This window comes from Streptomyces bluensis (assembly GCF_014650715.1).
Classification (GTDB): Bacteria; Actinomycetota; Actinomycetes; order Streptomycetales; family Streptomycetaceae; genus Streptomyces; species Streptomyces bluensis.
Map to the genome: position 1 here is coordinate 73523 of NZ_BMVM01000017.1, position 23821 is coordinate 97343.

Annotated in this window: 21 protein-coding genes; 8 read left to right on the plus strand and 13 right to left on the minus strand. The window is 72.3% G+C overall.

Translation table 11 applies throughout. The features are described 5' to 3' along the window. Positions 1–311 precede the first annotated feature (311 nt). Together IE262_RS31490 and IE262_RS31495 are read left to right on the plus strand one after the other, a co-directional pair. Entirely contained in the window at positions 312–2633 is a 2322-nt protein-coding gene (locus IE262_RS31490; protein ID WP_189878497.1) for an MFS transporter, read from the plus strand. A 324-nt stretch (positions 2634–2957) separates the two neighbouring features. Beyond that, on the plus strand, positions 2958–3776 hold the full coding sequence (locus IE262_RS31495) for a YceI family protein (RefSeq protein ID WP_134038536.1): 819 nt from the start codon (positions 2958–2960) through the stop codon (positions 3774–3776). Positions 3777–3813: 37 nt separating this feature from the next. Here IE262_RS31495 and IE262_RS31500 read toward each other — a convergent pair whose 3' ends face one another. Next, positions 3814–5346 (minus strand): alpha/beta hydrolase, encoded by a 1533-nt coding sequence (locus tag IE262_RS31500; RefSeq protein ID WP_189878500.1) that lies wholly within the window; start codon positions 5344–5346, stop codon positions 3814–3816. A gap of 120 nt (positions 5347–5466) precedes the next feature. On the opposite strand from IE262_RS31500, the gene IE262_RS31505 reads away from it, so the two are divergent. Continuing rightward, positions 5467–6435: a helix-turn-helix domain-containing protein gene (locus IE262_RS31505; protein WP_189878606.1), complete on the plus strand. Its 969-nt coding sequence runs from the start codon at positions 5467–5469 to the stop codon at positions 6433–6435. Here IE262_RS31505 and IE262_RS31510 read toward each other — a convergent pair. Beyond that, positions 6423–7295 carry a hypothetical protein gene (locus IE262_RS31510; RefSeq protein ID WP_189878502.1) on the minus strand — a complete coding sequence of 291 codons (873 nt, stop codon included), beginning with the start codon at positions 7293–7295 and terminating at the stop codon, positions 6423–6425. The two genes, IE262_RS31505 and IE262_RS31510, sit on opposite strands and share 13 nt — an antisense overlap. 138 nt (positions 7296–7433) lie before the next feature. Between IE262_RS31510 and IE262_RS31515 the strand changes: the two genes are divergently transcribed. Next, positions 7434–7928 (plus strand): DUF6174 domain-containing protein, encoded by a 495-nt coding sequence (locus IE262_RS31515; protein WP_229877647.1) that lies wholly within the window; start codon positions 7434–7436, stop codon positions 7926–7928. Between the two features lie 12 nt (positions 7929–7940). On the opposite strand, the gene IE262_RS31520 is transcribed toward IE262_RS31515, so the two are convergent. Both IE262_RS31520 and IE262_RS31525 read right to left on the minus strand, forming a co-directional pair. Next, positions 7941–8435 carry a hypothetical protein gene (locus IE262_RS31520; RefSeq protein WP_229877649.1) on the minus strand — a complete coding sequence of 165 codons (495 nt, stop codon included), beginning with the start codon at positions 8433–8435 and terminating at the stop codon, positions 7941–7943. Positions 8436–8536: 101 nt separating this feature from the next. Beyond that, positions 8537–8965, minus strand: coding sequence for a nuclear transport factor 2 family protein (locus tag IE262_RS31525; protein ID WP_189878504.1), 429 nt, complete (start codon positions 8963–8965; stop codon positions 8537–8539). 213 nt (positions 8966–9178) lie between these two features. Here IE262_RS31525 and IE262_RS31530 point away from each other — a divergent pair, with 213 nt between their 5' ends. Together IE262_RS31530 and IE262_RS31535 are read left to right on the plus strand one after the other, a co-directional pair. After that, positions 9179–10138: an ATP-binding protein gene (locus tag IE262_RS31530; RefSeq protein ID WP_189878506.1), complete on the plus strand. Its 960-nt coding sequence runs from the start codon at positions 9179–9181 to the stop codon at positions 10136–10138. A gap of 120 nt (positions 10139–10258) precedes the next feature. Continuing rightward, positions 10259–12940: a SpoIIE family protein phosphatase gene (locus IE262_RS31535; protein WP_229877651.1), complete on the plus strand. Its 2682-nt coding sequence runs from the start codon at positions 10259–10261 to the stop codon at positions 12938–12940. Here the strand turns inward: IE262_RS31535 and erm are convergent. Further along, entirely contained in the window at positions 12917–13759 is an 843-nt protein-coding gene (gene erm, locus IE262_RS31545; RefSeq protein WP_189878508.1) for a 23S ribosomal RNA methyltransferase Erm, read from the minus strand. The genes IE262_RS31535 and erm overlap by 24 nt on opposite strands. Positions 13760–14152: 393 nt before the next feature. On the opposite strand from erm, the gene IE262_RS31550 reads away from it, so the two are divergent. After that, the gene (locus tag IE262_RS31550) at positions 14153–15088 is read left to right on the plus strand and encodes an RpnC/YadD family protein (RefSeq protein WP_189878511.1); all 936 of its coding nucleotides are present in this window, start codon (positions 14153–14155) and stop codon (positions 15086–15088) included. A 17-nt stretch (positions 15089–15105) separates the two neighbouring features. On the opposite strand, the gene IE262_RS31555 is transcribed toward IE262_RS31550, so the two are convergent. The 3 genes from IE262_RS31555 to IE262_RS31565 all read right to left on the minus strand — a co-directional run bounded on the left by IE262_RS31555 (position 15106) and on the right by IE262_RS31565 (position 17339). Beyond that, positions 15106–15951, minus strand: a complete 846-nt coding sequence (locus IE262_RS31555) for a hypothetical protein (protein WP_189878513.1) — start codon at positions 15949–15951, stop codon at positions 15106–15108. A gap of 133 nt (positions 15952–16084) precedes the next feature. Next, complete coding sequence (locus tag IE262_RS31560) at positions 16085–16846, minus strand: L,D-transpeptidase (protein ID WP_189878515.1); 762 nt, start codon at positions 16844–16846, stop codon at positions 16085–16087. Further along, positions 16836–17339 carry a SigE family RNA polymerase sigma factor gene (locus IE262_RS31565; protein WP_134038514.1) on the minus strand — a complete coding sequence of 168 codons (504 nt, stop codon included), beginning with the start codon at positions 17337–17339 and terminating at the stop codon, positions 16836–16838. The genes IE262_RS31560 and IE262_RS31565 overlap by 11 nt, the downstream gene beginning before the upstream one ends. Positions 17340–17483: 144 nt before the next feature. Here IE262_RS31565 and IE262_RS31570 point away from each other — a divergent pair, with 144 nt between their 5' ends. Continuing rightward, complete coding sequence (locus IE262_RS31570; protein ID WP_189878518.1) at positions 17484–17690, plus strand: hypothetical protein; 207 nt, start codon at positions 17484–17486, stop codon at positions 17688–17690. 18 nt (positions 17691–17708) lie between these two features. Here IE262_RS31570 and IE262_RS31575 read toward each other — a convergent pair whose 3' ends face one another. From IE262_RS31575 to IE262_RS31595, 5 genes are all read right to left on the minus strand, one after another. Next, complete coding sequence (locus IE262_RS31575) at positions 17709–19061, minus strand: helix-turn-helix domain-containing protein (RefSeq protein ID WP_189878520.1); 1353 nt, start codon at positions 19059–19061, stop codon at positions 17709–17711. Between the two features lie 268 nt (positions 19062–19329). Further along, on the minus strand, positions 19330–19986 hold the full coding sequence (locus IE262_RS31580) for a Uma2 family endonuclease (RefSeq protein WP_189878522.1): 657 nt from the start codon (positions 19984–19986) through the stop codon (positions 19330–19332). Positions 19987–20103: 117 nt separating this feature from the next. Further along, entirely contained in the window at positions 20104–20994 is an 891-nt protein-coding gene (gene prcB, locus IE262_RS31585) for a proteasome subunit beta (RefSeq protein WP_189878525.1), read from the minus strand. A 96-nt stretch (positions 20995–21090) separates the two neighbouring features. Further along, positions 21091–22392 carry a hypothetical protein gene (locus IE262_RS31590; protein WP_189878527.1) on the minus strand — a complete coding sequence of 434 codons (1302 nt, stop codon included), beginning with the start codon at positions 22390–22392 and terminating at the stop codon, positions 21091–21093. A gap of 107 nt (positions 22393–22499) precedes the next feature. Beyond that, a complete protein-coding gene (locus tag IE262_RS31595; RefSeq protein WP_189878529.1) occupies positions 22500–23735 on the minus strand; it encodes a PP2C family protein-serine/threonine phosphatase in 1236 nt (411 codons plus the stop codon). Between the last annotated feature and the right edge of the window lie 86 nt (positions 23736–23821).

The window sequence follows — 23821 nt, forward strand, 5'->3', positions numbered from 1 at the left end:
CGGGAGCCGGAGGCCGGGAGCCGGAGGCCGGGAGCCGGGAGCCGGAGGCCGGGAGTCAGGGGCTGTCGCGGTGGCCATCAGGCAGTGGGTGCCGCCATACTTCGGGGCGGCACGGCGCTCCGAAGTATGGCGGCACCCACGGCTTCCACTCCGGGTTCCCCGCCACGGCTTCCGCGCCGCGCATCCTCACAAGGCGCCCATCAGGCTATCTTGCTTAAGTCAATCAACTGACTTAGATTTACCCTGTCGCGCACGCCGTGCACACCGCGTACCCCGTGCACACCCCGATTCGCCCCTACGGAGGCCCGGCCATGTCCCATGCCCTTGCCCGACCCGCCCCCGACGTGGGGCCCGCCGCACCGCGGGCCGGCCTCGTCGTGGTGGCGCTGGCCTTCGGCGGCATCGTGGTCTCGCTCATGCAGACCCTCGTCATCCCGATCGTCCCGGAACTGCCCCAGCTGCTGAACGCCCCGGCCTCCGACACCGCCTGGGCCGTCACCGCCACCCTGCTCGCGGCCGCGGTCGCCACCCCGGTCATGGGACGGCTGGGGGACATGTACGGCAAGCGCCGCATGCTCCTGGTCAGCCTGGTGATGCTGATCGCCGGTTCGGTCACGGCCGCGCTCAGCGACTCCCTGACCCCGATGATCGTCGGCCGGGTGCTCCAGGGTCTGGCGTCCGGCGTCATCCCCCTCGGCATCAGCATCATGCGCGACGAACTGCCCGCCGAACGGCTCGGTTCCGCCACCGCCCTGATGAGCGCCTCCCTCGGCGTCGGCGGCGCCCTCGGCCTGCCCGCCGCCGCCCTGATAGCCGACAACTACGACTGGCACGTCCTGTTCTGGACCTCGGCCGGCCTCGGCGTCCTCGCCCTCGTCCTCGTCCCCGTCTTCGTACCGGAGTCCAGGGTCCGCACCGGCGGGCGCTTCGACCTGCTCGGCGCACTCGGCATGGCGGCCGGTCTGGTCTGCCTGCTGCTGGGCATCTCCAAGGGCGCCGATTGGGGCTGGACCAGCGGCACCACCCTCGGTCTGTTCTGCGCCGCGGTCGTCGTACTGCTGCTCTGGGGCCTGTTCGAGCTGCGCACCTCGCAGCCGCTGGTCGACCTGCGCACCACCGCCCGCAGCCAGGTCCTCTTCACCAACCTCGCCTCGATCGCCGTCGGCTTCGCCATGTTCGCGATGTCCCTGGTGCTTCCTCAGCTCCTCCAGTTGCCTGAGGCGACCGGCTACGGCCTGGGCAGGTCGATGCTCGCGGCCGGTCTGGTCATGGCGCCCTCCGGTCTGGTGATGATGGCCCTCGCGCCGGTCTCCGCCGCCGTCACCAAGGCCAAGGGCCCGAAGGTGACCCTGCTGATCGGCTCGCTGATCGTGGCGGCCGGCTACTGCCTGAACATCGTCCTGATGTCGGAGGTCTGGCACTTCGTCCTGGTCTCCTGCGTCATCGGCGCCGGTATCGGCTTCACCTACGGCTCGATGCCCGCGCTCATCATGGGCGCCGTGCCCGCGTCCGAGACGGCCGCCGCCAACAGCCTCAACACCCTGATGCGGTCCATCGGCACCTCGACGGCGAGTGCCATCGCCGGTGTGATCCTCGCCCAGATGACCACCGACTTCGGCGGCCACGCCCTGCCCTCCGAGAACGGCTTCAAGGTGGTCCTCGCGGTCGGCGCCGGTGCCGCCCTCCTCGCCTTCGCCATCGCCCTGTTCATCCCGCGCCAGCAGCCGGCCGCCGACGCGGCGCAGACGGCACAGGCGGCACAGGCGGCCGCCGAGCCCGCGTCCCCGGACACCACAGTGGCGCCCTCGGCGGAGAAGTCACCGACCCCCGCGCCGGCCGGCGCCGCGACTCCCGCCTTTGACGACGCGAGCGGCGGCATCCCGGTGAACGGACACGTCCTCGGCGCGGAGAAGACCCCGGTGGGCGCGGCGGCGGTGACGCTGATCTCGCTCGAAGGACGGCAGTTGAGCCGCTCGGTCACGCGGGAGGACGGTTCGTACGGTGTGGCCGCGCCCGGCGCGGGGCCGTACGTCCTCATCGCCTCCGCGGACGGCTACCAGCCCCAGGCCACGAACATCGTCGTGGGCGACGCCGCGGTCACGTACGACGTCCTGCTGAGCGGCACGAGCAGGCTGGCGGGTGTGGTCCGGTCCGCGGACAGCGGCGCCCCGGTCTCCGGTGCCGTGGTCATCGTGACGGACGTCCGGGGCGACGTACTCGCCACCGGAGGGACCGACACCCTGGGCGAGTTCACCCTCACCGACCTCGTACCGGGAACCGTGACCCTCGCGGTCAACTCGCCCAAGCACCGCCCGCTGGCCCAGCCGGTGGAGATCGGCAGCGGAACCACGCGGCTGGAGGTGGAGCTCCACCCGGGTGTGCAGGTGCGTGGCACGGTGCGCGGCGGCAGCGGAGCCCCGCTGGGCGACGCGCGGGTGACGCTCGTGGACGCGGCGGGCAACGTGGTCGCCTCGGCGACGACCGGCGACGACGGCGCGTACGCCTTCTCCGACCTCGACAGCGGCGCGTACACGGTCATCGCGACGGGCTACCCGCCCCAGGCGGCCGGGATCACGCTGTCCGGCACCGATGTCGAGGACCACGACATAGAACTGGTCCACGGCGAGGGGTAGTTGGGCGACCCCGGGGGCGGCCCGTGGGCGACCCCCTGGGTGGCCTCTGGGCGACCCCCTCCAGAACCCCGGTCCGCGGGCGGCACCTTGAGCGGAGGGCACCGCCCGCGGGCCGGCCCGGGGAAAGGGCTCCGGCCACGGCAGGAGCGGCACGGGACGGCCGTGTCCCCGTCGCCGGAGACCCGTCTGTCGGGGTACTAGGGTGCGGTGCACCCCCGGCCTCCCCCTCTGGGGGTGCACCGCACCGCGTGACCGTACGGACCCCCCTCAGCGCGCCTCAGCGCACGGACGGACGGCACGCACCGAACAGAAAAGAGAAGCGCCATGGCCCTCAGCGCACGCGTCCGCACCCGGGACGGCTGGGCCGTACCCCACGCAGTGGTCACGGTGACTGACATGTCCGGCATCCAGGTCCTGCGCGCCGAGGCCGACGCCGAGGGCAGGGTGAAGGACACCACTCCCCTCGAACCCGGCCCCTACACCGCGATCGTCACCGCCCTCGGATACGCCCCCACCGCGTCGACGGCACTCGTCACGGCGAGCGGCCGGGCGGAGCTCGGTCAGGTCGTCCTCGCCCGCCAGGGCGGCGTGGAACTTCCCCCGCCCGGACCGTGGACCATCGACCCGGTGCACTCCTCGGTCGTGGCCGTCGCCCAGCACCTGGGACTGTCCAGTGTCCAGGGCCGGTTCACCGAGTTCGGCGGGCGCTTCGAGGTGGCCCGGGACACCGTGCGCTCCCGCGTGGAAGCGGTGATCCAGGCGGCGTCCATAGACACCGGCAACCGCATGCGCGACGACCACCTCCGCTCCCCCGACTTCCTCGACACCGAGCAGTACCCCACCATCACGTACCGCTCGACCGGCCTCACCCCCGGCGGCCGCGACCGCTGGACCGTCCACGGCCGGCTCGGCCTCCACGGCGTCGTCCGCCCCGTCGACCTCGACCTCGCCTACCTCGGCACGGGCCCGGACCCCTGGGGCGGTATCCGGGCGGCGTTCCGCGCCACCACGGAACTCCACCGCGACGACTTCGCCATCAGCTACAACCAGATCCTCCAGGCGGGCATCGCGGCGATCGGAGCGACGCTGCGGGTGGAGCTGAACATCCAGGCGGTGCAGGGGGAGGAACTGCCGGAGGTCTGAGGGGCGCCCGTATTCCGGCTGACGCCACGCCCGGGAATCAGCAGGGCCCCAGGTGAGCCAGCACGGCCCGCATCGCCTGTGCCACGGCCTGGCGGGACTGCTCGATGTGGTCGATCGACTCGAAGCCGTGGTGCGCGTCCGGCACGTCGATCACCTCGACGCCGGTCCCGCACTCCTTGGCCGCGGCCAGGAAGTCCTCGACCGTGGCGGCGATCTCCGCGTTCTCCAGGCCCACCCGGGTCAGCACGACCGGCAGGCGTCCCGCGCCGTTCACCGCGTCGGCCGGGCGGAAGCGGGGGTCCACGGCTCCCCAGGAGGACAGCGGCGCGAGGATGGGGTACGTCGCCGCCGCGCACCGCAGCCATGACGGGGGCCCGGCCAGCCAGTGGGCGAGCAGCAGCCCGGCGCCGGAGAAGAACCACAGCGCGATGCGCTCCGGGTCGACGCGCGGGTCGGCCCTGACCCGTTCGACGGCTTCGGTGATGTCCGCGGCGGCACGCCCGTAGTCGTCAAAGCCGTGCAGCCGGTGGTCCACGGTCACGCCGACCACGCCGAGGCTCGCGGCGTACCGGCCGTAGCCGACGAAGGCCGGCCAGTCGCGCGGTGTGGGCCGGACGTCGGCGGGGAGGGGGCCGCCGTGGACGAACACCACCGCCGGGCGGGGCCTGTCGGAGGCCGCCTCCGATACTTCGTCGGGGACGTCCGGGAGGTAGAGGTCGATCCGTCCCACCCGCTCGCGGGGCCGCTCCGGTACGTCCAGGACGAAGGGCCGGAGGTACGGGGGCACCGCCCCTGTCGGGGTGATCCGGTGTCCCTCCCCCTCCGCGGCCCTGAGCAGCACCTCCGCCAGTTCCTCGGGGCGGGAGAGCATCGGCCAGTGTCCGGTGGCGAGTTCGAAGAAGCTCGTCTCGGGCTTCGCGAGGTGCTGGAACTGCGGCAGTCCGCCTGCGACCAGGTCCTCGATCAGGGCGATGTTCAGGCCGTTCCCGGTGCACAGGACGCCGGTGGCGGGCAGGGCGGTGACCGCGCCCGAGAGCCTGAGCGGCCGGGTGAGCGTGCCCGTCGGCTGCGGTGCGGCGTACCGGGTCAGCCGGGCCAGCGCCTCGTCCGTCAGCCCGTCGGTGCTGCCCCAGCGCTGCCACTGCTCGGACGAGGGCGCGGGGATCCGCCAGGGGGTCCGGCCGTCGCTGAGTTGCCGGCGGATCTCCTCGTCCGGCACCAGTTGCCCCGCCGTGTCGCCGTCCCGGGGCATGCCCGTGTCCAGGTGCACGACGCGGGTGATCCGCTCCGGGCGGCGGTCGGCGGCGCCCAGCACCGGGTGGATGCCGTAGTCGTGGCCGACGATCACCACCTCCGGGGCGTCCTGGGCGTCGACACCGTCGATCACCCGCACCACGTCCTCGATGTGCGTCTCCAGGTCCGTGCCGGGGACCGCCTCGTCGCGGCGGTCCCCCATGCCGGTGAGGGTCACCGGGTGCACCTCGGCACCCGACTCCCGCAGCCGCTCGGCCACCTCCTGCCAGATCCAGTCCCCGGTGAAGCAGCCCGCCACCAGTACGAACGCCGTCACGATCGCCTCGCCTCCTTCGTCTTCTCCTCGCCGTGCTCGACGTGCTCGCCGTGCTCGCCGTGCTCGCCGGTACGGTAGGAACTCCCCCTGAGGGAGGTTCAAGCCGTGACGCCGGACGACATGTTGAGCATCGGGGAGCTCGCCGAGCGGGCGGGCGTCACCGTGAAGACCGTCCGCTTCTACTCCGATCGCGGTCTGCTGCCCGAGGCCGCCCGCAGCGCCGGGGGCCACCGCCGGTACCGCCCCGAGGCGCTCGACCGGCTCCGGCTGATCCGCTCGCTGCGGACGCTCGACCTGCCGGTGGGCGACATCGACCGGGTCCTCGACCGGGAGGACGCGTGGGAGGACGTCATCGCCGGGCAGTTGGAGGAGCTCGGCTCGCAACTGGCCGCCCTGCGCTGGCGCCGGGCCGCGCTGCACCTGCTGGGTGAGGGCACCGGGGAGGAGCGCGCCGACCGGGTGCGGCTGATCGGTGCGTTCCTCGACGGCGCCCTCCCGCCGGACACGGCCGCACCGGCCCGCTTCTGGCGGCGCGTGCTGCCCGTACGGCTTCCGGCCCGGCAGGTCTCGTGGATCATTGACGCCGCCGTACCGCAGCCGCCGGCCGATCCGACCCCGGCGCAGGTGCTGGCCTTCGCCCGGCTGCACGCCCTCGTCACGATGCCCTGCCCTCCGGGCCAGGACTGGCGGCCCCCGCCTCCGGAGCGCGATCCGGAGTACCGCCCGGTCGTGCTCTACGACGGCCTCGGCGAGGCGTACGACCTGGCCGCGCCGGCCCTGCGCTCAGGGCGGGCACCTCATGAGGGCGAGGCACTCGACTGCTTCGTCTCCGCCTACGCCCACGCCCACGGCGCCCGGGACACCCCCGGCTTCCGCCGCCGCCTGAGCCTGAGACTCGACGGGTCCGCCCACCCCGTGATGGACCGCTACTGGCGACTCGCCGCCGAACTGGCCACTCCGCACACCCCCACCCTCGGCGCCGCCCACGACTGGCTCCGCACCGCCCTGACCACCTCGGTGCAGGAGCCGCGGGGTGGCCCGCACCCCGCAGCCCCCACCCGACGACGACGTGGGGCTCAGAGACCGTAGCGATGCTTCATGTGGCGCCAGAAGTCGCGGAACATCCACTTGTCGAAGTCGGTGATCTGGGCGGCGGAGCCGGCCTTCATGAGGAAGCAGCACTGGCCGGTGGGGCTCCAGTCGTAGAAGTCGTCCAGACCGAACGTATGGCCCACCTCGTGCAGATAGATATGGATGTTCTCCTGGCCCAGGGCGCCGGTGAAGTACTCCTGGCCCATGCGCTGGCCCCAGTCGCCGCCGGCGCCGCCCTGGAACCCCTTGGTCAGCCAGAGGGACTGGTCGTAGTGGCGGGCCACGCCGCCGGGGCAGCGGGAGTAGTTGCCGTCCTGGTGGAAGAAGCGGCCGCAGTCGGGGAGGCACTGCGGGGAGCCGCCGCTGTCGAGGATGTTGGTGTAGATGTCGACGGAGTTGTCGGTCCACTGGAGCGTCGAGCGGTTCTTCACCGCCCAGCCGACGATGTTGACGGGGACGTTGGTGTACGGCCACGCGTTGTGCCCGGTGCCGTTGTCCACCATCGCCGACATCCATTTCCCGAACTGCTTCTTCAGCGCGGCGTGGATGCTGTCGCGCAGGGCCGCGCTGACGGGGGCGTCGGACTCCCAGCGGACGCAGTAGTTGATGCTGCCCCGGTTGGCCATGACCTGGTCCCAGCCGTAGTTGCGGAAGCCGTTGAGGTCGGGGTACGTCGACTCGACGTGCCGCCACACCTCGTCCAGCGGCTGCACCAGGTTCGCGGGCGGGTTCCATACGTCCGCGGCCTTCGCGCGGGGCTCGGCGGCCTGCGCGCTGGGCGACATCGTGCCGGCCAGCATGACGAGTGCGGCGAAGACCGATAAGACCGTGAACAGGCGTGCGAGGTGCTTGCGCATGGCGAACTCCTCGTGTGGGGGAACGGTTTCGCCTTCAGGTCGCCGCCGCCACGCAAGAAGTTGCCTCTCGAACGCCGTCGCCGAACGTTCCCCGCCCCCACCGCGTCACAGAAGTGACCGTCACCGAAGGGGGCCTCCATGCACGCCGCACGCACCACCGCAACCGGCACCGCCACCGCCGTACGAACCCGCCCCCACCCCCTGCGTGTCGCCGCCCTCGCGGTTCTGCTGACGGGGGCGGCGGCCGCGTGCGGGACCGAGTCCGCCGAACGGGCGGTGAGCACGGCCCCCTGGGCGGAGCCGTCCTCGTACAGCTACACGTTGGAGTCGAGCGAGGGGGAGCGGGCGCTGATCGGGAGGTTCCGGGTGACCGTGCGGGACGGCGAGGTGGTGGAGGCGGTGGGCCTGGACGAGAGCGGTAAGCGGGGGGTGCGGCGCTCCCTCGTCGACGTGCCCACGATCGGCGGGCTGCTGGAGCAGTGGAAGCGGGCCCGCGCCGAGGGTGCCCACGCGGCGGAGGTGGAGTACGCGGACGACGGGCACCCGGTGCGGATCTCGCTGGACCAGGAGGAGAACGCGATCGACGACGAGGCGCTGTACGTGATCAGCGACTACGAGCCGACGGCACCCTGACCACGCTCACGTCTACCTCTCGCTCGGTGAAGTGCTCGGTGAAGTGCTCGGGGACCCGCTCGACGCGCTCCCGAACCCGGCGCCCAGATCCTGGATCGTCCCGCCGATCTTCTTCCGCAGCGGCTCCAGCGTCTTCGGCTTGGCGCTGACGGCCCAGCGTGGCCCGACGAGGTACTTGCCGCCGTAGATGGATGCCGTCTCCAGCCAGGTCAGCTTGAACTTCTCCTCGGGGAAGGTCGTGATGAGGTAGTCGCCCTCGGGGGTGTGGCACACGCCCTCGCGGAGCTCGTCCGCCTCGGTACGGATCTTCACCTTGCAGCCGGTGAGGTCCGCGATCACCTCGACCTTCGCCGGGGCCACCACGGCGACCGCCGCGGCATCCGACGGCATCGGCGCCTTGCCCTTCGGCTCCGCGTCGCCTCCACCGCTACAGCCCGCGGCCAGCGGCAGGACCACCAGTCCCACCACGGCCGCGGTCCCGCGCACCAGCCGTTGCTTCGTCAGCACGCCGCGTCTCCGTGTCGCTCGTACATCTCTTGTCCCTACAGATGTCAGAACTGCCTTCCAGGAGATACGTACGGCGGCGCGGAGTTGCTCACGCTGTCGCCCTAAAGGTTGTCGCCCCAGCCGCTCTGCAGCATCGTCTGGAACGCCCACGTCCCGCCCCGCCTGACGAGGATGTCGGCGTACCGGAGGTGCTGGGTGTGCCCGGCCGTGGTCATGGCCGAGTCCGTGAAGACCACGGCCATGGCGGGGGACAGGAACACGGGCGTGCGCGTGGACTCGAACGTGATGTCCTCGCCGCCGTCTCCCATGACCCGCGTCATCACGGCGACGAACCGCTCGCGGTCCCACTGAGCCGAACGGCCGTCGCCCGCCGTGTCGTCGCTCACCAGGTTGAGCGGGAACACGGCCATGTCGGCCATGCGCTCGACATCGCGCCTCGCGCTCGCCGCGTCGTACTCGGCGAACCAGGCGTCCAGGCTCGCGCGGTCCTCGTCGGTGGGGGCGTATCCGGTCTCGGGCAGCTGGATCACGCGTTCTCCCTTCCCTTACTCATCAAATTTGACCAGCGATGAACGACGGCGACAGTACACCCCTCCCGACCACTATTCAAATTTGATTACACCGTCCCATCAGGTGAGTTGCCTCGTTGTGGTTTGACAAGGGCCTCGGACGCTCCGAGGCTATGCTCATGACATCCATTTTCAATAGGGCCTTGAACCGAGGTCCCAAGGAGGTGCCCAGCCATGCGCGTGGCCTTCGTCGGTAAGGGCGGCAGTGGCAAGACGACCCTGTCCGCCCTGTTCTCGCGGCATCTGGCCGACTCCGGTGTGCCGGTCGTCGCGATCGACGGTGACATCAACCAGCACCTGGCGTACGCGCTGGGGCTCGACGAGGACGACGCGTTCGGCGCGCCGCCGCTGAGCGCGCGGACCGGGGAGATCAAGGACTTCCTGCGGGGCAGTAATCCGCGGATCACCTCCCGCGACGCCATGGTGAAGACCACCCCGCCCGGCCGTGGTTCACGCCTGCTGCGGCTGCTGGGGGACGACGAGATCCATGGCCGTCACGTGCGGCACGTGGCCGGGGTGCCGCTCATGGTGACCGGGGCCTTCGACGAGAGCGACCTCGGCGTGGCCTGCTATCACTCCAAGCTCGGCGCCGTCGAGCTGTACCTCAACCACCTCGTGGACGGGGCCGGGGAGTACGTCGTCGTCGACATGACCGCGGGCGCCGACGCCTTCGCCTCCGGGCTGTTCACCCGGTTCGACATGACCTTCCTGGTGGTCGAGCCGACACGCAAGAGCGTCTCCGTCTACCGCCAGTACCGCGACCACGCCGCCGAGTTCGGGATCCCGATCGCCGTCGTGGCCAACAAGGTCACCGGCGAGGACGACCTGCTGTTCCTGAAGGAGCAGGTCGGCGACGACCTGCTGGCGCACTGCGTCCAGTCCTCCTTCGTCCGCGCGCGGGAGCAGGGGCGCGAGGAGGGGGAGCTGGAAGCGCACAACACCGAGACGCTGCGCCGCCTCCGTACGGCCGTCGACTCCCGTGCGAAGGACTGGGCCGCCTTCCAGCGGCACGCCGTCGAGTTCCACCTCCGTAACGCCTCCGCCTGGGCCGACGAGGCCACCGGCCTGAACCTCGCCACCCAGGTCGACCCCGACTTCCGGCACGGCCCCGAGGCACTCGCGGCCTCCGCCTGAACCGCGGCCCCGCCCCACCAGGAAGCCAGGAACGCACTGCCGGTCACACGAGCGCTGTCCGGCGATCACACAAGGTGAATAATGGGGAGAGAGGGGCGTCTCCGAGCAGAGAGGGTCGCCGTGGGGACCGACAGGGACAGTGGTGTCACCCGACAGCGGTTCGACGTGGCCGATGCCGCGCCGCTGCTGCTCGACGCACGCGGGACGGTGACGAGCTGGACCCGGGACGCCCAGCGCCTGCTCGGGTACCCGGCCGCCGAGGTGGTGGGCCGGAGGCTCGCCGAACTCCTGGTCCCCGAGGACGCGGCCCGGCTGGGCACCCTGGCCGAGGCGTACAGCGGCAGGGGCGGCTGGTCGGGTGTCCTCACCGCCTGTCACCGCGACGGGCGACGGGTCCGGCTCATGGTGCGGGCCGTGCCGATGCGGGGAACCCCCACGACCGGGAACACCCCGACGCCACACACGCCGACGCCGCACACGCCGACGCCGGCAGGGCTCGCACCGGACAGCGGCCGTGCCGCCCAGTGGATTCTGCTGCTCTCCGACATGGACGACGCTCCCGGGTGGGACATGAGCCGAGTCGTACTGGAGAGCATGGTCGTGCAGTCGCCCGTCGGCATAGCGATGGTGGACACCGACCTGCGGTTCGTATGGTCGAACACCGCGCTGGAGACGTTCGGCGGCGGCCCCGCGCACGAGCGGATCGGGCTCCGGCTCGCCGACGTACAGCCCGGCCTGGACTCCCAGCGCATAGAGGCCGTGATGCGGCAGGTGCTGAGGACCGGCGAGACCGTCGTCGACTACGAGCACGTGGGCCGGTTCCGCTCGGCCCCGCACCGCGAGACGGCGCACCTGCTGACGTTCACCCGGCTCGACGACGACCAGGGCAACCCGCTCGGCGTCTACTACACGGTCGTCGATGTCTCCGAACGCCACCGCGCCCGGCAGCGGCTCGCCCTCCTCGACCGTGCCGGAGAGCAGATCGGCCGCACCCTCGACGTGGCGCGCACCGCGCAGGAACTCGCCGAGGTGGCCGTGCCCGCGCTCGCCGACTTCGTCGCCGTGGACCTGCTGGACTCCGTCCTGAAGGGGGCCGACCCCGAGCCCGTGAGCGGTGCCGACGCGGTCCCGCTGCGGCGCGCCGGGCGGCAGTCGGTGCTCGTGGGGATGCCGGGGGCCGTTCCCGAGGTCGGCGACCTGGCCTCGTACCTGCCCGGCACGCCCCCTGTGCTCGCCCTGACCGACGGTACGTCCTGGTACCGGGCACGGCTCGACCCGCTGACCAAGCTGTGGACGGACACCCTGCCCGGAGGCCGTGAGGCCACCTTCCGGGACGCCGGCCTGCACACCGCGATGATCGTGCCGGTCCGGGCGCGGGGCATCACGCTCGGCATCACCAAGTTCTTCCGCGGCGAGCGCCGCAAGGACCCCTTCGACGAGGTCGACCTGGGCCTCGCCGAGGAACTGGTGTCCCGCGCCGCCGTGTGTATCGACAACGCCCGCCGCTACACGCGCGAACGCAGCGCGGCCCTGGTCCTGCAACGCAGCCTCCTCCCCCGCCGTCTGCCCGAGCAGGACGCGGTGGACTCGGCCGCGTGCTACCGCCCCGCCGACGAACTCACCGGCCTGGGCGGCGACTGGTATGACGTCATTCCGCTCTCCGGCGCCCGCGTCGCCCTCGTCGTCGGCGAGGTACCGGGACACGGCATCGACGGCGCCGCCGCCATGGGCCGCCTGCGCACCGCCGTACGCACCCTCGCCGCCCTCGACCTGCCGCCCGAGGAGGTGCTCGCCCACCTCGACGACCTGGTCGCCAAGTCCGCCCGGCAGGAGGGCGACGGCCCGGGCGTGGGCAGCGGGCACACGGTCGGGACGGGCTGTCTGTACGTGGTCCACGACCCGGTGGCGGGCGAGTGCGTGATGGCCTCGGCCGGCCTCCCGGCGCCGGCGCTGATCACGCCGGACGGCACGGTGACGTTCGCGGACGACCTCCCGATCGGGCCGGCCCTGGGCGTGGACGGTCCCCCCTTCGAGTCCCTCACCCTGGCCCTGCCGCCGGGCACGCTGATCGCCCTCCACACCGACGGCCTGCTCGCCGAGGCCACCCCCGACATGCTGTGCCGCGCGCTGGCGGGATCGGCGACGGCGGGCGCCCGCCCACCGACGGTCGCGGGACGTATGGGGGAGGGACGTACGGGAGAGGGACATACGGAGGGGCGCCGCACGGAGGGGCGCCGCACGGAGAGAGGACGCACGGAGGGGGGACGCACCGAGGGGGAACGCGTCGTGGCGAGCCCCCCGCCGGATGTCGCCCCGGCCTCCCTCGACCGGCGGGCGCAGACCGTGGTCGACGCGCTGGTGCCCGAGCGCCCGTGCGACGACGTGGTGCTGCTGCTGGCCCGCACCCGGCGGCTGGACGCGGACCGGGTGGCGTACTGGGACCTGCCGTCCGACCCGGCGCTGGTCGCCCAGGCCCGCAGGATCACGATGCGCCAGCTCGGCGCCTGGGGCCTGGAGGAGCTGGCGTTCACCGCCGAGCTCATCGTCAGCGAACTGATCACCAACGCCATCCGTCACGCCACCGGCCCGATCCGACTGCGCCTCATCCTCGAACGCACCCTGATCTGCGAGGTCTTCGACGGCGGCGCCACCGCTCCCCACCTGCGCCACCCGCGCGCCACCGACGAGGGCGGCCGCGGACTGTTCCTCATCTCCCAGTTCACCCAGCGCTGGGGAACCCGCTTCCTGCCGGAGGGCAAGGTGATCTGGGCAGAACAGTCACTGACCGGCCCGCCGGGCTGAACGGCCCCGGAGCCCGAACAGCTCCGCCCACTCGTGGGCGCCGAGAGCACGGGGCAGGGCGGTGGGGGCGATCCGGTTCTGCCGCAGCCAGTGGCGGACCTCGCGGCGGGGGATGTCCGGGGCGGCGGTGGCGAGGATCCGGTCGAGGCCGTGGCCGCGGCCCGTGAACACCCGGTGCACGAAGTCCTGGTAGGGCCGCCGGTCCCGGACCGGTACGAGGGGACGTGACCGGCGGGCCATGGTCATCAGTCCGCCGTCGACACCGGGGCGCGGACGGAACGCCGAGGCGGGCACCCGGGACACGAGCCGGAACTCGAACCACGGCCACCACTGCGCCGTCATCATGGTCGCCCCACCCACACCGGCACGCCGCCGCGCCACCTCCCACTGCACGAGCAGCACGGCCTCGGTCCAGCCGGGCGCCCGCAGGATACGGCGCAGCATCGCGGTGGTCTGGTGGAAGGGCAGGTTGCCGACCAGGACGTGCGGCGTCGCCGGGACATGGAAGTCCAGGAAGTCGCCGTGGACGATCCGGGTCGCCGGGCCGGTACAGCGGGCCAGCCGGGCGGCACACCGGCCGTCGATCTCCACACCCGTCAGCGGCCGCCCGAGCCGCTGCAACGGCAGGGTCAGCGCGCCGTCACCCGCGCCGATCTCGATGAGGGGCGCGTCACTGCGGGACGCGAGGCCGGCGACCGTGTCGATGACGAGTTCGATGGCGGCCGGGTCGACGAGGAAGTTCTGGCCGAGCTCGTGCCGGCCTGGACGCTGGGAACGCTGGGAATCGGAACGCTGGGAATGGGGACGCTGGGTGCGCACAGGATCTCCGCGGCTTCGAGGGGAAGCCGGGCAGCGCGGAACGGCCGCCCGGCGAGGTCTCTCGGGAGCGGCGGATCACTTCGCGCATCGGTTCGGCGGGATCGAGCGGCGGCGCCAGGGGCGCGGCCACTCAGGCCGAAGGTCGCGGAAGGCCCACCGCTAGAAGCGGCGGGTCCTGATCACTACTGCGATCGCACACATGGGGGCCACGCTACAAGGCGTCACCTCACCCCGTGCAACCGGTTTTCCGGTGACCTCGCGCCCGGGAGCTGACCCACGACGGGCCGCCGGCGCGGACGTCGGCGAGCACTGTGACGTTTCTTCGACCCTCGAAAGGGTGAACGCACCGTCTTAGCCACTCATCGCGCCGCGTGATCCACCTACGTTGCGCACATGGTCACATCCACCCACGAGGCCTCGCACCGGATCTTCCAGGAGCATCCGGAGGCACTCGCCCCCGTCTTCGACGCGTTGGGGCTTCCGCCGCCCACGAAGGCGATCGTCGAGGCGCTCACACCCGACGCGACGGAGATCAGACCGATGGAGCGCCGTGTCGACACGGTACTGAAGGTCGAACCCTCCGACATGGACGGATTCCTGGTCGCCGTCGAGGCCCAGACCCAGCGGGCCCCGGACAAGGGGGCCAACTGGGCGTACTACGTCGCGTACCTGCACGCGAAGTTCGACCTGCCGGTGCTGCTCGTGGCGGTCTGCAGGAACCGGCCCACCGCCACCTGGGCGACCGGACCCTTCGAGTGCCGCGTCGGCCCCTGGGCGACCCAGGTCACGCGTCCGTTCGTGTTGGGGCCGGACAACGTTCCCGAGATCACCGACGAGTCGGAGGTGGCACGGCAACCGGCGCTGGCGACGGTCTCCGCCATCGTGCATAGCGAAAGCAAGAACATCACCGCCATACTGGACATCGTGGCCCGCGGGATGCGGGCGTTCGACAGGGCAACAGCGAAGTACTGGTGCGAGTTTCTGGAAGTCGGCCTGGAGAACACTCCGGCCAAAGTGACGTGGAGAGAGCTGGAGAAGATGGTCGCCACTTACTTCCCGGGCCGGGGAACCCTCTTCGAGGAGACGTACCTCGAAGGCGAAGCCAAGGGCAAGGCTGAAGGCAAGGCCGAGGACCGCGCCTCGCTGATCCTGCGCGTGCTGGAGAAGCGCGGCATCCCCGTCCCTGAGAACACTCGGGAACGCATCACCTCCTGCACCGACCTCGACACCCTCATCCACTGGTTCGACCGGTCCCTGACCGCCACCACGGCCGAGGACCTGTTCGCCGAGGACCGCGAGATCCCGGAGAGCGGCCCGGAGCAGACCTGACCCCTTTCCTCCCGCACCTACGCCGGGTTCGCCTCGTACGCCGGTTCCTCGTGGCGCTCCTGCTGCCCCTCCTCCGCGGCCTGCTCGGAGGGACCGGCGGAGCGCGGTGGCTTGCCCGCGAGGGTGTCCCGGAGGCGCTGGGCGGCGAGTTGGGCGGCGTGCCGGGTGGTGTCGGTGTCGATGCCGTAGAGGCCGCCGTGCGTGAGGAGTGCGGCACCGTCGCCGACGCGCAGGGCGGCGACGTCCAGCGTCAACTCGCCCTGCTCGCCGTCGACCTCGCCACTGACGGTCATGCGGAGCGCCTGGCGGGCGTCGCCGACACCCGGGAGCCGGACGGGGGCCACCCGGACGCCGTACGTCTCGCCGGAAGCTCCGGTGGAGGTGAACTTACGGCACACGCGGGCGAGTTGGCCGATGTGCCTGAGCTTCGCGTCCACTTCCTTCCTCCGGTACGCGCCCACCTGGTACCGCACCTGGGCGCCGTACTCGGTGTCGTCGAAGCTCTCGACCGCCGTCGCGCCGCTCGGCTCGCCCAGCAGGTCCTCGGCGTACACGGCGTCGAGCAGTTCCTGACACTCGGGACGGTCCGCCCTGCCCTTGAGCAGCCCGTCCCGCCAGGTGGCCGCGCCGTCCGTCGGGGCCCAGTCGCCGCCGAGGTCACCCTTGCCGAGGAGGGCGCTCCTGAGCCGGGTGCCGGTGAGGGTGGGGGCGGCCGGCGCCGAGGGTGCGGCGGCGGAGGTCTTCCCGGTCACCGGTGCGGCGGACCGGGGGCCGACCCATCTCTCCTGCCACAGCCAGGCCGCCGCCAGCACGAACAACCCGGCGGCGAACGCCAGGACGGGAAGTCGATACGGATGTCGCATGGCGCCGGCCTCCCGGGAACATGACGTTTCGTCCCAGGCCAACACCGCCGGAGGGCGCCCACCAGCGCAGGGGTGCGTCCGGGTGAGCGAGTCCCCACGGGTGGCGTACCCACGTCAGGGCCCGCGGTCCGCGTCACGAAGATCCGGAGGGTCCCGCGTCCACCATCGCCGAAGGCGTCGCTGTCCCGGCCGGTGCCTGTTCGGGTCTCACGGACCGTCCCGGTGTCGCTGTCGGTGCCGGTGTCACGGACGGCGCCGGAGGCGCTGCCGACGGCGGGGCCGGATCGCGTGTCGGCGCGGTCCCCGTCACCTCCACCACCGATCCCTCGGACAGCCGCTCATAGACCCACCGCGCCTCGTCTCTCCGCAGACCGATCCAGCCGGGCGTTCCGGTGTAGTCGCCCGGCGCCTCCTCGACGTCCGCCCTGGAGCCGAGGAACGTCGTGCTCCCGTCCGGCGCCCTGAGCGAGATCACCCATGTCCGACCTGACGCCAGCTTGGCGGACTTCTTGCCGGTGACCGTCATACGGCCCGTGGGCAGGGGTGTGGGCGCGTCCGCCGAGCCGGAGAGGACGGGGAACTCCCGGCTGTCGATGACGAGCACCTCGCGGGACAGGTCCACCGTCGCGTCGGCGGTCGCCGGTGTCGCGGGCGTGCCGACGGGGCTGGCGGCCGGGGCGGGACGGTCGTCGGTGCCGCGGCTGAGGTTGCCGAGGCTCACCGTCAGCAGCGCGGCCAGGGCGGCCGCGAGGGTTCCCCCCGCGGCGACCGCGGTCGTACGGCGGCGGCGTCGACGGCGTACGGCGACACGGCGGACCTCGGCACCCGGGACGGGCGGCGGTACCTCGGCGTTCTTGGCCAACTGCCGTAGTCCACGGGTGAGATCATCGGACACGGTGGTCCTCCCCCTCCCCCTCGGCCGTGGCCAGTTCCCGTGCCAACGCCGCCCGGCCACGGGACAGACGGGCCTTGACCGTCCCCACGGGGGCCCCGGTCTCGGAGGCTACCTGCTCGACACTGAGGTCGCACAGATGGTGGAGGACGAGCGCCATGCGCTGGGCATCGGGCAGTGTGCGCAACGCGGCGACCAGGACGGCCCGTTCTGGGTCGGGGCCGGGCACGTGCTGGGGCGGCGGCGTACGGCGGACCAGTTCCAGCCAGCGCCTCGCCCGCCGCCAGCGGCTCACCGCGAGCCGCATCGCCACGGTCCGGATCCACGCCTCGGGCGCCTCGTCGACGAGGAAGTCCCGCCGCCGGTCCCAGGCGCGGACGAACGCCTCCTGCACCACGTCCTGCGCCTCGCCGTGGTCCCCCGTGAACGCGTAGAGCTGCCCGGTCAGCCGGGGGAAGGCGGCGGAGTAGAACGCGTCGAACTCTTCCTCGGTCATGCCCCTCGCCGCGCGTGTGCCTGAGTCCTCTCCGAGTCCCCAGAGGTTCGTTCAAGTTCCCCGGATTCCCGTGCAACCCGGTGGCCCCCGTGGTGCGTACAGGTCCCGTACGTCGGTCCATCTATCACCTGGAGTTGTCCGTTCATGCCCCGGAGAGAGAAGTACGTCACCGCCGCCGCGCTCCTCGCCGTGCTGACCGGGACGTACTCCGTGTCGTATGCCGTCGCGCAGGGGAGGGCCGCGTACGGCATCGAGGTGTACTCCGTCGAGGCGCCCCCGATGGAACCGAATGCCGGCGGAGCGGCTGGGGCCGGCGGAGCCGATCGAGCCGCTCGTCGTCCGGCCCGGTGAGCCCGCACCTCCGGTCCGTCACAGAGGCGGCTGTGCGGGCGCCGGTCCCAGGGTCGTCGTCCCGGGCGCCGTACGGTGCCCGAGTCCCGTCCGGTACGCGTCCAGCGCCGCCTCCACCCGGCCGGTACGGCGCAGCAGGTCCCCGAGGAGCCGGCACAGGTCGGCCAGGTCGCCCGCCGCGCCCGCGCGCTCCAGCAGGCTCAGCGCCCGGACGTAGTGTTCCTCCGCCGTCTCGGAGTCCCGCTTGGCCTCCGCGATGATGCCGAGCAGACGGTGCGCGGCCGCGGAGTGCACGGCGCCGCGCTCCGGCGACAGGTGCCCGAGGACGTCGCGGAGCAGCGCCGCGGCCTCCTCCGACTTGCCGAGCCGGTGCAGGACGTCGGCCAGTTCCACCGTCACCTGACTGCTGTAGAGGGCGGCCTTGCGGCCGGCGTGCATGGCGAGCGCCTCGCGCAGTTCGCCCTCCGCACGCTCCAGTTCACCGTTCTGTGTGTAGAGGTAGCCGCGCATCCAGTGGCAGTTGGCGAGTTCGGTACGGATCTGGAGCTGGCGGTAGAGCTCGGCGGCCTTGGCCAGGGAGGCGTCGGCCTCGGCGACGCGGCCCTCGGCGATCAGGGTGCGCGCGACCTGGCGGTGCATACGGGCCACCAGCGCCGGGTCCGCCACCTGGGGGGCGAGCGCGAGGGCCAGCTCGGCCGCCTTGGCCGCCCGCGCGTGCGCGCCCATGTCCATGTACGGGGAGATGGCGCTCGCGTAGAGCAGGAGCAGGGCGTCGGGGTCGTGCAGGCCGCCGCGGTTCAGCTCGTCGAGCGTGGACTCCAGCAGGTAGCAGGCGTAGCGGAGTTCACCGGCCAGGTAGTGGGCGACCGCGCGGCCACGCAGGGCGGGTGCCCGTGCGGTCAGCGGAGCGTCGTGCAGGACGTTCTCCGCCCGCTCGAAGTACCGCAGGGCCGCGGTCAGGTCGCCGGTGTCCAGACCGCATTCGCCGAGCCCCAGCAGCGCGGTGGCCTGTTCGGCGACGAGTTCGTGCGCCTCGGCCTCCGCGAGGAGCGCCGCGTACTGTTCCGCCGCCACCGTGGCCTCGCCGGTCGCGAGCGTGCGCTGCGCGTCGGTCAGCCGGAGCCGCAGGTCGACGGCGAGGTGGGCGGGGCGCCCGGTCGCCAGTTCCTCGTAGGCGACGCCGAGCCGCTGCGCGATGTGCTTCAGCGCGTCATCGGAGGCGCGCACCCGCCCGGACTCCACGGTGGAGATGTAGGCGGGCGTGTAGGCCTGATCGGCCAGCTGTTTCTGCGTCATTCCGCGTTCCGTACGCAGGTGCTGCACTCTGCGCCCGATGGTCTCGGGATCGTCGCGGTCGGCCGTGGCTGCCATGGAGTAAGCATGCCAGTAATCGCACTTGTGCTCGTGCTTATCGCCAACTACCCGGGAAGCCCTTGCTGTTGAGGCTTCAACCCTCTACGTTAAGCAGCGCCTTAAACCCGCTTAATGCGCTGCTGACCACACCGCTGCGAGGTTGCTGTGCTCCGACACCTGCTCATCCGCCATGCCCGTCCCCTCGCCGCCGCGCTGCTCGCGACGACGGCCCTGATCACCGCGGCGAACGCGACACGGCCAACATGACGGGCGCCGCGGGCGCCACTCAGAATTCCGCCGTGTCGAGCTCGAATCCCAGGGGGGCGGGAAGCGGCACGGCGAGACCCAGCTTGTACTTCGGCCCCTGGGCGTAGTCGTCGCCGGAAGGCTCGGAGTACACCGTCACCTCGCCCTGCTCCGGGTCGATCAGCAGATGGACCGGGATGCCCGCGCGGGCGTAGCCGTGGATCTTCTTGCCACGGTCGCGGTCGGCCGTGCTGTCCGAGGTGACCTCGGCGACCAGGAGGACACCCGAGGGCTCGTGCCACTCCTCGTCGTCGTCGAAACTGCCCTTGGGGGCGATGACGAGGTCGGGGACGACGTGGCCTGTCCTGGAAGCGCCGGGGACGTCCAGGCCGATGCCTGTGTAGTTGCGCAGGGACCGGTCCTTGCGTCGCTCAGTGACCTGGTCGCTGAGCTCCGACACGAACTCCTCATGCTCCCCATTGGCCGGTGGCGTCACGCAGATCTCCCCTTCGATCAACTCCACGCGCCAGCCCTTCGGGGCCGTCGCACTGAAGAGCTCGAAGACCTGCTGCACGCTCGCGCCCGTGTGGTCTGGCACGTCGGTGTCCGCGTCGCTGTCGCCGTCAGGGTCGTCGTAAGGACCGTGAATGGCCTCGCCCTGGTACCCCGGCATGATGATCGGCTCCGCCGTCGCCATGACAGACCTCCTTCGCTCAGCGCGACCTTCTCAGCGTAGACCGACGACCCACGCGGGGAATCCGGAGACGTTCACTCGAACGAGTGTGCTGTTACGTTTCCGCCCCTGCCGCCCTGTTCACGGCGTCGCCGTCGGTCCGTCCGGGCGGTTCTGCCGCTGTTCGATCATCTCGCGGCTCAGCTCCTCCGTCTCCGGCTCGGGCAGTCGCTCGAAGCCCGCCTCCGTGATGACGGAGACGACGGGGAAGATACGGCGGCCGATGTCGGGGCCGCCGGTGGCCGAGTCGTCGTCGGCCGCGTCGTAGAGCGCCTGGAGGGCGGCGAGGGTGGCCTCCCGGCGGGACATGTCCGGGCGGTACAGCTTCTTCAACGCGCCCCGGGCGTACGGGGAGCCGGAGCCCTCGGTGTGGAAGCCGTACTTCTCGAAGGGGCCGCCGGCGACGTCGAAGGCGAAGATGCGCCCCGTTCCCCCGCCGGGCGCGGTGAGGTCGTAGCCGGCGAGCAACGGCACCACGGCGAGGCCCTGCATCGCCTGGCCGAGGTTCTGCCGGGTCATACCGGCCAGCCGGGCCGCCTTGGCCCGGAGCGACATGGGGGTGCCCTCGATCTTCTCGAAGTGCGTCAGCTCGACCTGGTAGAGCTTCACCATGTCCAGCGCCAGCCCCACGGTGCCCGCGAAGGCGACGGCCGTGTGGTCGTCCGCGGGGACCACCTTCTCCAGATCGCGCTGGGAGATGAGGTTGCCCATGGTGGCTCTGCGGTCACCGGCGATCAGTACGCCGTCGCGGTAGGTCAGGGCGAGGACCGTGGTGCCGTGCGGTACCCGGTCGGGCGCGACCCGGACACCGTCCGGCACCCGCCGCCGCGTGCTCAGCAGTTCCGGGCGATGGGCCGCGAGGAACTCGGTGAAGGACGAGGTCCCGGGCGTGAAGAACTCCGCCCCCAACCGCCCTCCCGCCCCGCCCCGCCCGCTGCCCGTGCCGCCTTCACTTCCGCCCCCGTGCGCCATGCCGCTCCCCCTCACGCCTGCCCCTCACACGCCCACCGGACAACCGCTTCCTACCAAGCCCCGCCCGAGGGGAAACACCGACCGCCGACGGGCGACCTATCCCGGCACATGCTGGGCCGGCCTCTGTTTCGGCGGGTCCCGCCGGAGTTCCTCCAGGTGCCGCTGGACGTGCTGGAGCGCGCCCTCGCGGCGGCCCGGCACCCGGCGGCGCAACTCGGCGAGCGCGGGCCCCAGTTCGCGGGCCCGCGCCACGTCGTCGACACGTCCCCACTGGTGGTGGGCCCGGTCCACGGCGGTCTCGACGGCGGGCGCGTCCGGGGCCTGTCCGGCGGCCAGCCGGGCGGTGGCGACCGCCATCCACGTACGGCAGCTGCGCGCGGCGTCCCCCGCGAACATCGCCAGGTCGGCCCGCACCTCCGTCCAGTGCAGCGCCTGCTCGGAGGCGGCCCCGTAGGCGCGCTGGGCGTCCTGCTCGTGCCGTGCGGCGAGCGCGTCGGCCTCGTCGTGGCGCTCGGCCTGGACGGCGGTGGTGATGGCCGAGTGGGGGTCGGTGACCGCGGCCGACTCGGTGGGCGTGGCCGACTCGATGACCGCAGCCGGCGCGGTGGTCGCGGCTGGCGTGGTGGTCGCGACCGGCGCGGTCGTCGCGACCGGCGCGGTCGTCGCGGTCTGTGCGGGCGGCGCAGGGGGACGCGGCGGTGCCGAACGGTACGGGGCGCCGGGGGCGGAGCCGCCGGGAACGGGGCCCCCGACTCCGGGCGCGGGTTCCCACGACAGCACGACATCGCCGTACGCGCCCTGTCCGTCACTCGCGATCCGGGACAGCGCCTGGTGGTGGAGCTGGGGCAACGGGGGCCGCTGACCGCTGCGGAGGATCGTCGCGATCGCCCTCATGTACGACGGCTGCGCCACCGCACGGCGCGGTGGGGGCGGGGCGACGCGACCGTGGAGCGTGACGCCGGGGCCCACGTCGAGGGAGAGGGTGCGCAGGTGCTGCCAGGTCTCCGCGTCGGCGTGGAGATCGGCGATGAGGGCGGTCGAGCCCGGTGGGCGCAGGCGGAGTTCCTCGCGGATCCAGTGCCAGGGGAAGGCGGTGTAGCGGACGGTCGCCGGAGTGGTGCGGGCGAGCGCCAGGTGGGGCAGGTGCTGGCGGCGGTCGAGCTGGAGCTGGCCGGTGAGGAAGATGGTGAGCGGGCCGGGTGCGCCGGCGGCGGCGCGCAGCCGGGTCAGTACGGCCTGGGGCTCCAGCGGGTCGGCCAGTTCGACGACGTTGGCCGTGTCGGTGCCGGCCAGGACGGGTGGGGCGACGGCGGCGAGTATGGGCAGCACGGAGGCCGCGTCCACCAGGCACGCCTTGCCTGTGGGCGAGGCGGCGAGCAGCAGGACGGTTCCGGGCATCGGTTCCTCCCCCATCGATCACGTACAGCAGCACGGTAACCGGTGCGGCTGCAAAGGGACGACGCTGTCGGCTCTCCGGGGTTCCGTCGCCTGCCCCGACCCCGCACTCACGTACGCCCATGCCGCCGCACAGCGAAGATCGTCGTGTCGTCCGCGAGGCGCCCCCCGCAGTACTCCAGCGTCCCGTCCCGGACGAGCCGGACGAGACGGTTCGGGTCCGTCGCCATGTCGGGCGCGACGAGGAGCACACGGGCGAGCCGCTCCTGCAACGGGAAGAACTCCCCGTTCGCGCCCCGTGCCTCGGTCACCCCGTCCGTCACCAGCAGCAGCGTCTCGTCCGGCGCGAGCCGCAACATCCGCACCGGCGGCAGCGACTCGTCCGTCAACTCACCCAGTCCCAGCGGGACCCCGTCCCCCGGCGGCAGGACACGCACACCACCGGGAGCGACCAGCAGCGGCGGTTCGTGGCCGAAGTTGACGACCTCGACCAGCCCGTGGTCCCGCTCGGCCGTGGGGAAGCCCACGAGCACCGCCGTGGCGAACCGGTCCCCGTCCTCCCGCCCGATCGACGCGCTGTACCGGACGTGCCGCCGCATCCGCACCTCCAGCCGCTCGGCCACCGCACTCAGCCGGGCCTCGTGGTAGGCGGCCTCACGGAACGTCCCCAGCAGCGCGGACGCCGCCTCCACCGCCCCGAGCCCCTTGCCCTGGACGTCGCCGAGCAGCACGCGGGTGCCGTGCAGGCCGGGCTGGATGTCGTAGAAGTCGCCGCCGACGCGGGCCTCGGTGTCGGCGGAGAGGTACACGGCCGCGTGGTCCAGGCCGCCCCAGCCCGGCGGCAGCGGGCGCAGCACGGTGCGCCGGGTGGTCTCGACGACGTTCCGCATGTGCAGCATGCGCTCCTCCCCGCGGACGCGCACCGCGCAGGCCAGCACCGACAGCACCCCGCCGACGACGACGAGGACGAAGTCGGCCAGCCCGGTCCGGTACTGGCCCGGCGAGGCGTAGAACAGGAGATACGCGATGACCGCCAGCACCGCGAACGTGACCGTCGTCCACACCCGGCACACGGCCGCCGCGACGGCCGGCACGAGCACGACCCACGAGATGACCCGGAAGTTGCCCGCCGTCGACAGGTCCAGCACCGGAACGGCGACCAGCAGCACCAGCGGCGGCACCCAGGCGATACTGCGCCCGCGCACCTGTAGCGGTTTCGGTTTCTGCTGCCCCGCGAAATCCGGTTGGTGTTCCGGCCGCCACAGTTTGTCGAGGCGGTCGAGCGGCGACCGCCTCGACCAGTGCCGGGGCCGCCGTCGGCCCCGCGCCGCCGCGTACCGCCTCATGGGGCCCAGCGAAACACGCTGTCACAGAACTCGCATCCCGACTTGCCAGGCGCCCACCCGGGGTGTGCGCTGGAAGGCGGGCGGAG

What these genes read in the sequence shown, in the direction of transcription:
- IE262_RS31555 (WP_189878513.1), bottom strand. Translation starts at nt 15,951, where the DNA reads ATGCGACATCCGTATCGACTTCCCGTCCTGGCGTTCGCCGCCGGGTTG.
- IE262_RS31570 (WP_189878518.1), top strand. Translation starts at nt 17,484, where the DNA reads ATGCCCCGGAGAGAGAAGTACGTCACCGCCGCCGCGCTCCTCGCCGTG.
- IE262_RS31590 (WP_189878527.1), bottom strand. Translation starts at nt 22,392, where the DNA reads ATGCCCGGAACCGTCCTGCTGCTCGCCGCCTCGCCCACAGGCAAGGCG.
- prcB (WP_189878525.1), bottom strand. Translation starts at nt 20,994, where the DNA reads ATGGCGCACGGGGGCGGAAGTGAAGGCGGCACGGGCAGCGGGCGGGGC.
- IE262_RS31580 (WP_189878522.1), bottom strand. Translation starts at nt 19,986, where the DNA reads ATGGCGACGGCGGAGCCGATCATCATGCCGGGGTACCAGGGCGAGGCC.
- IE262_RS31495 (WP_134038536.1), top strand. Translation starts at nt 2,958, where the DNA reads ATGGCCCTCAGCGCACGCGTCCGCACCCGGGACGGCTGGGCCGTACCC.
- IE262_RS31490 (WP_189878497.1), top strand. Translation starts at nt 312, where the DNA reads ATGTCCCATGCCCTTGCCCGACCCGCCCCCGACGTGGGGCCCGCCGCA.
- IE262_RS31510 (WP_189878502.1), bottom strand. Translation starts at nt 7,295, where the DNA reads ATGCGCAAGCACCTCGCACGCCTGTTCACGGTCTTATCGGTCTTCGCC.
- IE262_RS31515 (WP_229877647.1), top strand. Translation starts at nt 7,434, where the DNA reads ATGCACGCCGCACGCACCACCGCAACCGGCACCGCCACCGCCGTACGA.
- IE262_RS31565 (WP_134038514.1), bottom strand. Translation starts at nt 17,339, where the DNA reads ATGACCGAGGAAGAGTTCGACGCGTTCTACTCCGCCGCCTTCCCCCGG.
- IE262_RS31595 (WP_189878529.1), bottom strand. Translation starts at nt 23,735, where the DNA reads ATGAGGCGGTACGCGGCGGCGCGGGGCCGACGGCGGCCCCGGCACTGG.
- IE262_RS31550 (WP_189878511.1), top strand. Translation starts at nt 14,153, where the DNA reads ATGGTCACATCCACCCACGAGGCCTCGCACCGGATCTTCCAGGAGCAT.
- IE262_RS31505 (WP_189878606.1), top strand. Translation starts at nt 5,467, where the DNA reads ATGTTGAGCATCGGGGAGCTCGCCGAGCGGGCGGGCGTCACCGTGAAG.
- IE262_RS31575 (WP_189878520.1), bottom strand. Translation starts at nt 19,061, where the DNA reads ATGGCAGCCACGGCCGACCGCGACGATCCCGAGACCATCGGGCGCAGA.
- IE262_RS31530 (WP_189878506.1), top strand. Translation starts at nt 9,179, where the DNA reads ATGCGCGTGGCCTTCGTCGGTAAGGGCGGCAGTGGCAAGACGACCCTG.